Origin of the sequence: Thermanaerothrix daxensis (genome assembly GCF_001306145.1) — a bacterium.
GTDB classification, from domain to species: domain Bacteria; phylum Chloroflexota; class Anaerolineae; order Anaerolineales; family Anaerolineaceae; genus Thermanaerothrix; species Thermanaerothrix daxensis.
Genome location: NZ_LGKO01000002.1, coordinates 84,795 through 96,733 on the forward strand (window position 1 = coordinate 84,795; position 11,939 = coordinate 96,733).

General features: G+C 60.9%; 12 protein-coding genes. 7 read left to right on the forward strand and 5 right to left on the reverse strand.

Annotated elements, in window-relative coordinates:
- Positions 1 to 12: 12 nt before the first annotated feature.
- The 3 genes from SE15_RS00450 to SE15_RS00460 are packed head-to-tail and all read left to right on the forward strand — an operon-like array spanning position 13 to position 2,113.
- Positions 13 to 432 carry a secondary thiamine-phosphate synthase enzyme YjbQ gene (locus SE15_RS00450; RefSeq protein WP_054520149.1) on the forward strand — a complete coding sequence of 140 codons (420 nt, stop codon included), beginning with the start codon at positions 13 to 15 and terminating at the stop codon, positions 430 to 432.
- 7 nt (positions 433 to 439) lie between these two features.
- A complete protein-coding gene (locus SE15_RS00455) occupies positions 440 to 1,321 on the forward strand; it encodes a DNA-methyltransferase (RefSeq protein WP_054520150.1) in 882 nt (293 codons plus the stop codon).
- A 21-nt stretch (positions 1,322 to 1,342) separates the two neighbouring features.
- Positions 1,343 to 2,113, forward strand: a complete 771-nt coding sequence (locus tag SE15_RS00460) for a nucleoside phosphorylase (protein ID WP_054520151.1) — start codon at positions 1,343 to 1,345, stop codon at positions 2,111 to 2,113.
- Between the two features lie 227 nt (positions 2,114 to 2,340).
- On the opposite strand, the gene SE15_RS00465 is transcribed toward SE15_RS00460, so the two are convergent.
- The 5 genes from SE15_RS00465 to SE15_RS00485 form a co-directional block, all read right to left on the reverse strand.
- Positions 2,341 to 3,558 (reverse strand): DUF3048 domain-containing protein, encoded by a 1,218-nt coding sequence (locus tag SE15_RS00465; RefSeq protein ID WP_054520152.1) that lies wholly within the window; start codon positions 3,556 to 3,558, stop codon positions 2,341 to 2,343.
- 172 nt (positions 3,559 to 3,730) lie between these two features.
- Entirely contained in the window at positions 3,731 to 4,732 is a 1,002-nt protein-coding gene (locus SE15_RS14415; protein ID WP_054520153.1) for a hypothetical protein, read from the reverse strand.
- The gene (locus SE15_RS00475) at positions 4,720 to 5,952 is read right to left on the reverse strand and encodes a signal peptidase I (protein WP_054520154.1); all 1,233 of its coding nucleotides are present in this window, start codon (positions 5,950 to 5,952) and stop codon (positions 4,720 to 4,722) included. Before SE15_RS00475 ends, SE15_RS14415 begins: the two co-directional genes overlap by 13 nt.
- Before the next feature lie 75 nt (positions 5,953 to 6,027).
- The gene (locus tag SE15_RS00480) at positions 6,028 to 6,648 is read right to left on the reverse strand and encodes a hypothetical protein (protein WP_054520155.1); all 621 of its coding nucleotides are present in this window, start codon (positions 6,646 to 6,648) and stop codon (positions 6,028 to 6,030) included.
- A gap of 779 nt (positions 6,649 to 7,427) precedes the next feature.
- On the reverse strand, positions 7,428 to 8,066 hold the full coding sequence (locus SE15_RS00485; protein ID WP_054520156.1) for a hypothetical protein: 639 nt from the start codon (positions 8,064 to 8,066) through the stop codon (positions 7,428 to 7,430).
- A gap of 305 nt (positions 8,067 to 8,371) precedes the next feature.
- On the opposite strand from SE15_RS00485, the gene SE15_RS00490 reads away from it, so the two are divergent.
- The 4 genes from SE15_RS00490 (at position 8,372) to SE15_RS00505 (ending at position 11,897) form a co-directional block, all read left to right on the forward strand.
- Positions 8,372 to 10,771 carry a trehalase domain-containing protein gene (locus SE15_RS00490; protein ID WP_054520157.1) on the forward strand — a complete coding sequence of 800 codons (2,400 nt, stop codon included), beginning with the start codon at positions 8,372 to 8,374 and terminating at the stop codon, positions 10,769 to 10,771.
- The gene (locus SE15_RS00495; protein ID WP_054520158.1) at positions 10,768 to 11,121 is read left to right on the forward strand and encodes a cyclic-di-AMP receptor; all 354 of its coding nucleotides are present in this window, start codon (positions 10,768 to 10,770) and stop codon (positions 11,119 to 11,121) included. The genes SE15_RS00490 and SE15_RS00495 overlap by 4 nt, the downstream gene beginning before the upstream one ends.
- A 3-nt stretch (positions 11,122 to 11,124) precedes the next feature.
- A complete protein-coding gene (locus SE15_RS00500; protein WP_054520159.1) occupies positions 11,125 to 11,394 on the forward strand; it encodes a cyclic-di-AMP receptor in 270 nt (89 codons plus the stop codon).
- Positions 11,395 to 11,492: 98 nt separating this feature from the next.
- On the forward strand, positions 11,493 to 11,897 hold the full coding sequence (locus SE15_RS00505) for a hypothetical protein (protein WP_054520160.1): 405 nt from the start codon (positions 11,493 to 11,495) through the stop codon (positions 11,895 to 11,897).
- The last annotated feature ends 42 nt before the right edge of the window (positions 11,898 to 11,939 follow it).

The window sequence follows — 11,939 nt, forward strand, 5'->3', positions numbered from 1 at the left end:
AGGGGTTGAAGGATGAAGAGTTATCGCAAAGAACTGTGGTTCAACGTGCCCTCACGACGGGCGTTTATCAACATCACGCCGCAGGTGGAAGCCTGTGTGCGCGAAAGTGGGGTGAAAGAGGGACTGGTGCTGGTTAATGCCATGCACATCACCGCCTCGGTCTTCATCAATGATGATGAGCCGGGTCTGCACCAGGATTTCGAACGTTGGCTGGAAAAACTGGCTCCGCATGAGCCGGTTTCACAGTACCGCCACAACGATACGGGCGAGGACAATGCCGATGCTCACCTCAAACGTCAGGTAATGGGGCGAGAGGTCGTGGTGGCGATTACCAACGGAAAACTGGATTTCGGACCGTGGGAGCAGATTTTCTACGGCGAGTTTGATGGACGGCGTCCCAAGCGGGTGTTGGTGAAGATCATCGGCGAGTGAGGCCCTGATGTGCACGGAGCGTCCCCCCCGTGGCTGGGTCTATTTTGGGGATAATCTGCCCATTTTGCAGGCCTTGCCCTCCGAGACGGTGGATCTCATTTACATTGATCCGCCGTTTAACACCGGGCGGGTGCAGGCGCGCCCCCGCCTGCGCACCATTCAGGCGGAGAGCGGGGATCGGGTGGGATTCGGGGGGCGGCGCTACCTGACGGTCAAACTGGGTCAGCAGGCCTATGCGGATGTTTTTGACGATTACCTGGGTTTCTTGGAGCCGCGCCTGCGCGAAGCCTACCGCCTGCTTAAGCCGCATGGTAGCCTGTATTTTCACATTGATTACCGTGAGGTGCACTACTGCAAGGTCCTGCTGGATACCATTTTCGGCCGCGAATGCTTTCTGAATGAGATTATCTGGGCTTATGATTACGGCGCACGCACGCGGCGTAAATGGCCGCCCAAGCACGATAACATTCTTTTTTACGTCAAGGACCCCAGGCACTACACCTTCAACTACGAAGCGGTGGAGCGCATCCCCTACATGGCGCCGGGGCTGGTCGGGCCGCAAAAGGCCGCCCGGGGCAAATTTCCCACGGATACCTGGTGGCACACCATTGTGCCGACCAATGGCAGTGAACGCACCGGCTACCCAACTCAGAAACCGCTGGGCATCTTGCGGCGCATCATTCAGGCCTCTTCTAATCCGGATGATCTGGTGTTGGATTTCTTTGCTGGGAGCGGCACCACCGGGGCTGCCTGCCTGGAGTTGGGGCGGCGCTTCATCCTGATAGACAACAATCCGCAGGCGCTTGAGGTCATGCGCCGACGCTTTGCGGGAGTGGAAGACATTCAGTGGATCTTGCCGGAGGCATCCTCCGCGCCGACGTCATTTTAGTCTGCCAACGGAGTCACCAAGATGTCGGATCTACCTCCCTGGCCCATCCTCGAATACGACCCCGACCCACGCGCCATTCTGGAACCCTCACCCCCCTTACCCGCTGCGCCAGTGCCCCGGCGGGCGGTGCTGTGCTTCTTCCAGGAGGTGCTGGAGCAATTGCAGGCATGCAAACGGCTACGCGTGATCGGTCAACTTAAATCTGAGATCGGCCCTAACCCGCTTTACCTGCTGGAGGGAGAGGCTGAGCCGGTGCTGGTGCTTCACCCGGGGGTGGGGGCGCCGCTGGCAGCGGGGTTCCTGGAAGAGGTGATTGCACTGGGGGTGCGCAAGGTCATGGTGTGCGGCGGGTGCGGAGCCCTGACCCCGGAGATCACCGCCGGGCATGTGATCGTCATCACGGCTGCGGTGCGCGATGAGGGTACGTCGTATCACTACCTGCCCCCGGCGCGTGAGGTGGTGGCTGATCCGCAAGCCGTGGCGGCGCTGGTTGCAACGCTGGAACACCATCGGGTGCCTTACCGCCTGGGTAAGACCTGGACGACCGATGGACTTTATCGCGAGACGCCGGGCCGGCGCGCCCGGCGGGTGGCTGAAGGCTGCCTGGTGGTGGAAATGGAAGCCGCTGCGCTGATGGCGGTTGCGCGTTTTCGCGGGGTGCCGTTAGGGCAAGTGGTTTATGGGGGCGATCTGGTCATCCCTGAAGGTTGGGACGAGCGGGAGTGGTATCTGCGTGCCAGTGACCGCGAACGGCTCTTCTGGCTGACGGTAGAGGCCGTGCGGCGCCTTTAAAGGCAAACCGCCCACGCGGGGCGGCTTGCCGGGGGTCGGGCTGCGGCTCCCTAAACGATCAAGAGGAGGGATGCCGCAGCCCTTCGTTGACGACTACTGTCCATTGCTCGACATCACCTCCTCTCGTTTGGGATGGCATTTTCAGGTGCAGGGCGAACCCTGCTTGCGGTCAGTATCCCATAAAACGGGGTGGCTGTCAAGCCGAAACGCGCTAGGGTTGTACAGACTTACCAATCCCGCCCAAAGGTGAAGCGCCAGGTGTTGCCATCATTCTGGACGCGGGTGGAAAGGCCCATCACCTCAAACCAGGTCTGCCCGGGCTTGAAGGGCACCGGGTGCCCGGCATCATCCACCAGTGTCAGCACGTCTTCCTCGCGCAGGCGCTGCCAGTTGACCTTGTAGATTTGCCCGTCTCGCGCCAGGTATGCCGGGCCGATGCCCATGAGTTTGAAATCCAGCACCTCCACATCGGGGCGAGGATCCACTTCTTCATAGCGCACCAGGAGAATGACCACGTTATCGGCGGTTATGGGCTGTTTGGTCAGTGCGTCGGTGAGGGGTTCATAGACCTCATTACGCTGATCTATATCGTTTTCTTTATCTACGAAGCGCTGATAGCGTCCGGTGGTAGGGTCGTAATCCCAGCGGTTGTAAATAGCGCCGGAAAAGCGAGCAAAGACGCGCTCGGCGGGCTGGCCGCCCGTGGGCGGGGTGAGGTCGAAGGCCATGCCATCTAGGTTGGGGCGCGTATTATCAATTCCACGCTTGCTCAGCAGGGCCTGCAGGGCTTGGGTGTTGGCGGCCAGGTAATTGCGTCCGTTGGGGTCGTAGCGGCACAATGCAGGGCAGGTATCACTGCCTTCGAGGATGAGCCGCTCGCTGAATTCAGAATTGGCCAGGCGGCGAAAGACCGGTTCGTAGGCACTGCCGAAGACAAACACGGCTTTGTACATGCGGATCAGGTTAACATCCGGGTAACGCGCCGAGCGGATCGGCATGACACGCTCGGCATCCTGGCCGTAGAAGAGCGCCGCGTAGCGGGTTGAACCGTACTCGGTGTAGAGTTCATAAACGATATCGGCGCGCGAAAGCCCCGATTGGGGGCGATCGCTGCGCGGCAGGTTTTGCACCTTGATCAGGATGGGGCGGCGGTTGAGCAGGGCCGGGTCACTGGCGGGCAGGCCGGTGAGCGGGTTGATATTGGGCGGGAAGTTGGTGGGGCCGTAACCCTCCGGTGGATAGGGCGGGGTCGCCGTAACCTCCGGGGTGGGGCTGGCGGCGGGGGTTGCCGTGACGTTCGGGTGGGTGGGCAAAGTTGGGCCGGGTTGAAACGGCGTGGGTGAGGGGCTTGGGGTAGGCTGTGGCGTGGGGGCAGTGCAGGCGCTCAACAAAGCAATTAGCCATAACCCCACCACACCTGCATGCAGACGAATTTTCAACCTCATCGGGACATCACCTCCGGCGTTCCAGGGGGGTACCAGGGAGAGCAGATGCCTGTATGGTAATGCGGAGGGCAGGCTTTGACAAGGGAAAAAACGCACCCTGCGGGCGGCTGGGAGCCCGCAGGGATGAACGGGTGCGCCACAGCGGGAAGCGGCGCTTTCCGGTGAGGGTGTGCTAATCGCTGGGCACAGGTTGAGGTGGGCCGACCGGTGGTACAGGGGTTTGGGTAGGGGTGGGGGTTTCAGCAGGCGTCGGGGTTGGAGGCGGAGTCTCAGTGGGGGTGGGGGGAACTGTGGGCGTTGAGGTGGAATTTGGTGTGAATGGAGTGGGGGTTTCGGTAGGAGTGGGTTGTGGGGTGAGGATCTCGGTGGATGTGAGGGTGGGGGTGGGTGTGAACGTAGAGGTGGGAGTGGGCGAGAACGTTGGGGTGGCACTGGGCTGCCAGCCGCGCGGCAGAGGCGCCTCAATGTCGCCCTCATCGCTCGGCGCGGTCTGGGTGGGCCCGGGGATGATCTCCCCCGTGGTGGGTGGCTCAAACCCGGCGCGGCAGGTGGGCCCAAAGGGGCACGCTTCTGGGCCGGGGCAGTGCTTTCCACCCGGCAGCCACCCCGAATGATTGAGGATGGTCGTTTGGGCGGTGTTGCGGTAGGCAGTTCGCTCCATCCATGGCACGGCGATTTCGTAATCAAAGCAGCGCATCTCACCAGGGGCAAGTTGTTCGGCTGGAGCGATCTCCAGACGTGCATTTTCCAGAGGTTGCCAATCGCCTTGTTGGGGCTTGATCTCCACCTGATCTAGAATGCGCAGGCCAACGGTGGGGTAGTCGCCCTCGTTGGTAACACAGATCTGGCCGTAGACGATGAAGATGGAAAAGTTGGTGCCTTCCATCCAGCGCGTTTGGGCAGTTTTGGTGGCTTCCAAAGTGGTACCAGCCTGGGCAAGCCACGTGGGTGTGGAAGTTGGGGTGGGGGTCTCAGTGGGGGTCTCGGTAAATATCCATTGGCCGGTTTGAACCTCACCTGAGATGGTCAGCACCTCGGCCCACAGAGTCTGTCCGACCGGTATAAGGAAGGTCAGTATCCAGAGCACCAGCACGCCCAGTGCCAGGCTCCACAGCGGGGGTGTGTGGATGAGACGGGAATGAGATAAACGGCGTAAAAAGGTTAGAAGAGCCATTGCAGCACCCGTTTAAGCACCAGGGTGGGCCAGCCAATCTTGGGAATGACCAGCACAACTTTGCCCTGCACCTGATCGGCGGTGACGGGATCATCGTCCACGTTGTTGTTGTCACCGCGGGTGATAAAGGTGAGAGTGCCGTTTTCGGCCCGAATGGTTTTCACCCGGTGCACCACCGAGCCACTGAGGACTCGGAACTGAATGATGTCGCCCTCACGAATGGTCTCGGGAGCAGTCGGCTGGATGATCACCAAGTCGCCAGCCATCAAGGTGGGTTTCATGCTGTAGCCGCTGACCACGAAGGGGCGCACTCCAAAGAAGCCAGTGTTGAACCAGAAAGCGGTCAGGGCGATGAGGAGCACCCACCACCAGGCATTCAGGGTGGTAGAGCGCGAAGGTGAGGCGGGGGCCTCGGCTGAGGGTGCGGAGGCCGTGGCCTCAGGGGCCGGTAGAAAGCCCTGGAGGTAAAAGAAGCCGATCAGAGGCGCCAGGCTGCCGATGAACGCCTGCACCAGCCAGGTCAGGTTGGGTAGAACGGGAGAGAACCATTCGAAGAGCAGGGGCAGGGCACGGTAAAGCAAGGCTGGGAAAGGCCCACCCAACCAGGCCAGCAAGGCGGCTACCAGTCCCTCGGCCAGAGAAGGGAGCAGGCGCGCGCCCGTAAAGGCGATGATGGTCTGGGGGGTGCTCAACGTGGTCCAGCGGGTCAAGGGAACGATGTACAAGGCGGGGATGAACGCTCCCAGTGCCACTGCCAGAAAGAGCGAACGCTGTCCCACATAGCGGACCAGGGTGGCCCGAGCGGTCTCCAGCCCGACCAGGCCGGCAGCCAGGTACCACAGGTTGCCCAACACGGCCGGAAAGCGGTGGGCATAGGGGGAATGTCCCAATCCGAAGAGGAAGCCTGTCAGCAGAAAGGCGGCGGTCTGGATGAGTCCAAGCAGAAGGGCAAAAATGAAGAGCAGGCGACTCGGGTGTGGCCAGTCAACCCACCCGCCCCAGGCCAGGAGAAAAGCCATCCCGCCCAGCATCACCCAGGCCAGGGGCTGAAGCAGGTACATGTCGAGGCCGGGGGGCAGGCGTGGCGCCACCAGATTGACCAGCAGATAAGTCAGAAAAGCAGCCGCCAGCAGTACCACCAATCCGTACCGCTCAATGGCTGGCCGCCAGATCGGTGGCAAGGAGATTGGGGTGGGGATGGTAGTAAGCGGTTTGTGCATTAACACACCTTGTGGGCTGGGGCGGGGGATGGGTGAAAGCACCCGGATCCCCCGCCAGTTGCGCGGCTCAGCCGATCACTCGTTCCATTGCTTGGCGAGGATGGTGTATGTGAAAGTATAGGTTGCGTTCTCTGCAACCCCGTCTTCGTTATCAAAGTGCACTTTCAATTGGCAGCGTACTTTTTCACCCTTGTGCAACTGGATATAGGACGGGGGTTGTGGAGGCCAGCCCCAATTCAGTTCCTCGGAAGCGCTTTCACTGGCCGTATAAGATTTGGTGAAATCACAACTAATCTCAGGCCATGTTGGATTGCCTACTGCTCCCTTGGGCTTGAAGACGTGCACCGGCACCGAGCCAACGCTTTGGATGTAGAATTCTACGTAGCAGCGCCAGGAAGGATAGGCGCCTTCGGCTGTGACGACCAATGTTTCTTCATCGGTGCCAGCATCCTGGATGAACGATGTGCAGTTCGCGGCATTTGCTTTCTTTTCTGGCTCATCAATTTCTTTTCCAAGGTTATAGTCATACACCTTTTCCCAGGTTTTGACGTCAGCGAACTGCACATCCACATTACCAGTGTAGACCGTGCCGCTAACGGTCAGGGTCTCCGACCACAAACCGTAGGCCACGCCCAGGCCCGCCAGCAGGACGATCAACAGGACGGCCAGAAACGCCAGAGGCAAACGCTTCGTCATGGCTCAAATCTCCTTTCTTTTGTCAAAATTTTGAAGGTCAGTTTTTATGAAGGTACATGCGTTTCGCAATGCCGGCTTAAATCAAACATCCCGTCACTTTCCCTGTTATCGAGCGGTGTCTCACCTCCTCTCATTGCTCTGGGATTGGGACGGGCAGCAGGCCTCTGGCGCCTGTAGGGGGGGCGGGGGTGCCACGGCCGGTCCGCCACCCGGCCGGGCGATTGCCTACGCCTGGCGCTCGTGCTATAATCAGAAGATGCACAGAGGGCGCTACCCGTGTCCCTGTGTCCCTGCCCTTGCCGGGGCCGCCACCCACGGCAAGGGTTTTTTGATGGAAAAGTCTGTTAAGGTGCGCGGGGTAAAATTACCTGTGCGGTGAGGGATAACTGCCCCCTCGCGCTCCCGGTCAGGTCGGTGGCCCCCCTCCGCCGCTTTGCTTGTTTAGTCCATAGAGACCAAAAAACCGGCCTGTGCTGTGGCCGGTTTCGCCATTGGCTCCCTGCGGGATGTACCCCCTCTCCCTGGGCGGATCGGCGACCAGAAACACCACCCCGCAGTTAGTCGCCGCCACATTGACTTACTCTAGTTGCACCCCATCTGCATATTATGTTAGCAAGTGCTAAGGGGCTTGTCAAGCATTGTGGAAAAATTCTAAGAAAGTTCTAAGAATTTTTTGTACAAAAGAGAGTTGATTCATAATTATTTGAGATAGAGGTTCTAGCCAACCTGGAGCCTGGGCCGACGTTTAGGATCTCAGGGGACGGTCGGGTGGGAGGCCCTCAGGGACAATCGCCGTAAGGCAGCAGCGGCACATCCAGGGGGTCAGGTCCCCAGGCAATGGCAAAGGGAATGGTTATGGGGGGCTTTTCGCGGCATACGACGGTAAGTGTGCCCTGGCCTGTGCTCCCCATGACCACGCTGGCGCGTCTTTCCTCCGAGTAGAAGGTGATTTCATACCGCAGAGGATCATTGACGGCCGGGATGCTGCAACTTGACCCGGCAACGCTCCCACTACCGCTGAAGGGTGCTTCCCCCATGACCGAAAGGCCTTCCGGCGGGAGGCTGAACTCAAACTTGCCCTCGCCGGTAATGACCATTTGTCCGGCGCTGAGCGTGATTTCAAAGGCGCCTGCCCAGGGCCCGGCTATGCCACTGCAGGTGTGGGCGGCAACGTGCAGCGTTGCCATTCCGCTGGAGACCTCCCGAGTGAATTCCAGGAGCCATCCAGCGGCTGGCGAAGGCGCAGGACGCGTCGGTGTGGGTGCCTGGGGGAGCGGGATCAGAGTGGGGGTGGGGGTGAGAGTGGGGGTGAGGGTCGGCGTGAGGGTGCTTGGTGAGCGGCCGGGAACGCAGGCGGTAATGGTGCTCATCCCCACCAGGATGAACAGCCCCAATCGCCATCTCCATGGGTGGCGCATTGCCTCCCTCCTTTCTTCGAACACGTCGTGTTCCCCTGCTGTGGGGGATGGTCTCCCTTGCCAGCAGGTCTTCTGCTCGCAGCGGCAGGAGAGGCGGGGGCTCCACACGGGCGCAGGGCATCAGAAAGGAATGGCATGGAATTGGGGAGGCGTGAATCTGGTGGCACGCCGGATCGTCCCACCGCCGAGGGCTATGGTCATTATGACTCACTTCGATAGGGATTTCAACCTCTCTCCAGCCGTTAGGAGTATTTTGGGATCGGTGGTTTGACCTGTACTACCAGGCCGACTAAAATAAACCTGAGATGTTCCCCTCAGACTGGTCATTTGATGGCTGGCGATTCATCCTGGCGGCAGATGCGCGCCTGGGGACGGTCTGTTATGCTGATGATGGCATCTGGGAGTGGGAATTGGGAGGGGGAGAGTTACCCTCTTTAGCACTTCGCACCAGTCTGGGGCTGCGGGTGCGCGACCTGCGCCTCTTTCCTCGCTTTGTGCAGGGGCGCTGGGCGGTGAGCGATCCGCGGCGGTTTTATCGTCCGCCGCAGGTTGAGGAGATCCAGGCAGCGTACGCGCGGGTGCGCTGTGCCCCTTTCCCCGGCCTGGAAGTGCGGTTAGAGACCTGGGTGCCCGATTCATTCCGCCTGGTAGGGCGCCTCACCCTGCACAACAGCGGGTTGACTTCGCGCACACTACGGGTGGAGTGGGCCGCGGTGGTGCGTTTACTGGATGTTGGACGCCCCTTCCGCCCACGGCGCAGTGGTGGGCGGTGGTGGCTCGAAGGTGAGGGTCAGGGGCAGGCCTGGGTGGTGGGGCTCAGTGCACCCGCGATCCAGGCAGTAGAGACACCCTGGGCGGCGCTGGGCGTGGAGATGACATTGGCGCCGGGGCAGCAAGAGGTATTGACCTGGGCGCTGGGGCGCGGCACAACCGCAGCAGAAGCGCGCCAGCGTGCCCAGGCAGGGCTGCAGGCGCCCTGGGAGGCGCACATAACCCGCTTGCGCGCTCAGCAGGCTGCTCAGGAGGTGCACGTTGTTACCGGCAACCCCACCTGGGATGCCGTGCTGCGCCAGACACAACGCACAGCGTGGGGGTTTCTGTTCCCGGCCAGCCAGCACTTGCCGCAGGCTTCGTTTGTGCGCACCCGCCAGCCAGATGAGGGCTTTTCGGCGCGCGGTGATGGCGGTGATTACTCTTACCGCTGGGCCGGGCAAACGGTTTTGGAGGCGTGGTGGTTGAGCCGCAGTCTGCTGCCGGGCGGAGCGGCGTGGGTGCGCGGGTGGGTGGACAATTTTCTGGCGATTCAGGCGCCGGACGGCTTTGTGGATTGGCGGCCGGGGCTGGGCGGGCAGCGCGGTCGCTTTCTGGCTCAGCCTTTGCTGGCAACCCTGGCCTGGGAACTCGGACCTTACCTGGATGACCCCACGGCCTGGTGGGAGGAGATTTTTCCGCACCTGCTGGCCTTCTTTCAGACCTGGTTCACGCCGGCACATGATCGCGATCAGGATGGGTTCCCGGAGTGGGATCATGCTTACCAATCGGGGCTGGAGGCAGCCCCCATTTTTTACCGGCCGGGTGCGGCGGGCTACGGTGCCGGCACTCCCTGGGTGGAAAGCCCGGCCCTGGCGGCCTGGCTCTACCAGGAGGGACGCTCTCTGCTACGCATGGCGCAACACCTACAGGTGGAAGATCCCCTACCCTGGCTAAAGGCGCGCCTGGCAGCACTGCGCCAGGAGGTCGAAGCCGCCTGGGATGGCGTAGTGGCCACCTATCGTTATCGCGATACCTTCACCCACCGCTCACCCTCTGGCGAGGTACTTCTGGCCTTTGAGCGGGAGGGGGTCTTTGGCCTGGAGCGGGCCTTCGCGATCCCTCAACGGATCACCTTGCTCGTGGAGGGGGGTGAGGGCACCACGCAGCCGTTGACTCTGGTGCTCCGTGGCGAGGGCCTGGCGGGGGCCTGCGAGGAGACAATCTCCCCGCGGCAGTGGTCGTGGCGGGGGGGCTACGGGATGGCCATTGTGCCTTCGGCCTTCACCCGGTTGGATTTCGTTGAGGTGCAGGGCCTGGCCAACGGGATGCGCGGGCGGGTCATTGGGGCGGATTACACGTTCGAGGATGTGAGTTTGCTCCTCCCGATGTGGGCGGGCATTCCCTCACCGGCGCGGGTGGCTCAGCTGGTAGAGCAAACGGTAAAGTCGCGCTACCTGCGCCGCTACGGGTTGAGTCTGTGTCCGTCGGGTGGGCATGCTAGTGAGGCAGAGCAATTTGTTTGGCCCCTCTGGAACACTTTTGTGGGAGAGGGGTTATTGCGGTACGGCTACTGCGACCTGGCGGCAGACCTGGTGGGGCGATTGTTGGATGGGATTGGGCGCTCGCTGGCGACCAGCGGGGATTTCTACTCAGCCTATGACGCCGAGCGCGGGCAGGGCCAGGGAGAGCAGCATGCTGTGGACGGTCTGGCACCGCTGAGCCTCTTTCTGCGCACATTGGGGTTGGTAGCAATCACGCCGGAGCGCGTCATTTTGCAGAATGGAAACCCCTTCAATCGACCAATTACGGTACAATATCAGGGAATAACGGTGCAATTTCATAGCAATCAAACCTGGGTGACGTTCCCGGGGCATTCTATAATCAAAGTAGAGGGTCCGGGCACGTATCAAGTAGTGCGGAGTCGTTCATCCCAAGTGCGGAGGCTGCTGTGAACCCCGAAGCGAACCCCACTTTCCCTGTGGATCGGCTCTTGATGGTGGTGGTGCAGGCTCAAGATGCCGATAGTGCGGTCATGGCCCTGGAGCGGCATGGTTTTACCATCACTCGTTTGCCCAGCCAGGGCGGTTTTTTGGGACGGCGGAACGCAACCCTTTTGATCGGGTTACCTGCGGGCCGCGAAGAACAAGCCTTGCAGGACCTGCGGGAGAACTGCCGTCAACGTGTGGAGTACATTGCTGTTCCACTGGAGAGCGCTCCTCTGGCTCTGCCCGTTCCAACCCCGATTACGGTGGGTGGGGCGACCGTCTTCAGCCTGGTGGTGGAACACTTCGAGGAGGTTTGAGCCATGATGAAGATGATCATTGCAATTGTGCGCGATGTGGACAACGATCCGGTCTCACGGGCGCTGACGGCGGCCGGCTTTGGGGTGACCTGCATTGCCTCGACAGGTGGGTTCTTGCGCCGTGGCAAGTCCACCTTACTGGTTGGGGTGGAGGCCGAACGAGTGGAGGCGGCTCTTCAGGTGATTCGCCAGGCTTTGACTTCCCCGACGGAGCCAGGCGAGCAACGCGCTATCATCTTCGTACTGCCCATTGAACGTTTTGAGCATTTTTAACCCCGCCGTGTGCAACCCTGAGGGGGTTTTTACGTAGATACCTCTGGAAGCCCCACCTGGAGGGGCCATTTGATCAACCTGAGAGGAGTTTGGAAATTATGAGCGAATTTTCGTCATATCCTTCCACCCGGCCGCCGCTGGAAAAGCCGGGCATGGTGACAGCCTTGGGAGTGCTGACCCTGGTCAGCGGTATCGTTAACATTCTCACCGGGCTGGGGCTAACGGGAGGCCTCGTGCTGGGCACCTTCGGGATCGGGCTACTGTGCGCACCGATCACGGTGCTGCCGGCGATACTGGGGGTTTTCGAGATCCTTTACGCCATCAAGATTTTGGCGAACCCACCGGTGCCGGTGCAGTTTTCCCAGACGATTGCCATTTTGGAGATCTGCTGCATCCTCTTTGGCAATGTGATTGCGCTGGTGGTGGGTATTCTGGCGCTGGTGTTTTACAGCGACGCTCAGGTGCGGGGCTACTTTGACGCCCTGAACACCCCGGCGGCGTGACGTCTTCGGCTGGGCGTAAGAGCGGGTGCAAGGCGTCAAGAC

Bases quoted from the DNA above. Each gene is read 5' to 3' on its own strand.
- SE15_RS00450 (WP_054520149.1), top strand. From the start codon at position 13: ATGAAGAGTTATCGCAAAGAACTGTGGTTCAACGTGCCCTCACGACGG.
- SE15_RS00455 (WP_054520150.1), top strand. From the start codon at position 440: ATGTGCACGGAGCGTCCCCCCCGTGGCTGGGTCTATTTTGGGGATAAT.
- SE15_RS00460 (WP_054520151.1), top strand. From the start codon at position 1,343: ATGTCGGATCTACCTCCCTGGCCCATCCTCGAATACGACCCCGACCCA.
- SE15_RS00465 (WP_054520152.1), bottom strand. From the start codon at position 3,558: ATGAGGTTGAAAATTCGTCTGCATGCAGGTGTGGTGGGGTTATGGCTA.
- SE15_RS14415 (WP_054520153.1), bottom strand. From the start codon at position 4,732: ATGGCTCTTCTAACCTTTTTACGCCGTTTATCTCATTCCCGTCTCATC.
- SE15_RS00475 (WP_054520154.1), bottom strand. From the start codon at position 5,952: ATGCACAAACCGCTTACTACCATCCCCACCCCAATCTCCTTGCCACCG.
- SE15_RS00480 (WP_054520155.1), bottom strand. From the start codon at position 6,648: ATGACGAAGCGTTTGCCTCTGGCGTTTCTGGCCGTCCTGTTGATCGTC.
- SE15_RS00485 (WP_054520156.1), bottom strand. From the start codon at position 8,066: ATGCGCCACCCATGGAGATGGCGATTGGGGCTGTTCATCCTGGTGGGG.
- SE15_RS00490 (WP_054520157.1), top strand. From the start codon at position 8,372: ATGTTCCCCTCAGACTGGTCATTTGATGGCTGGCGATTCATCCTGGCG.
- SE15_RS00500 (WP_054520159.1), top strand. From the start codon at position 11,125: ATGATGAAGATGATCATTGCAATTGTGCGCGATGTGGACAACGATCCG.
- SE15_RS00505 (WP_054520160.1), top strand. From the start codon at position 11,493: ATGAGCGAATTTTCGTCATATCCTTCCACCCGGCCGCCGCTGGAAAAG.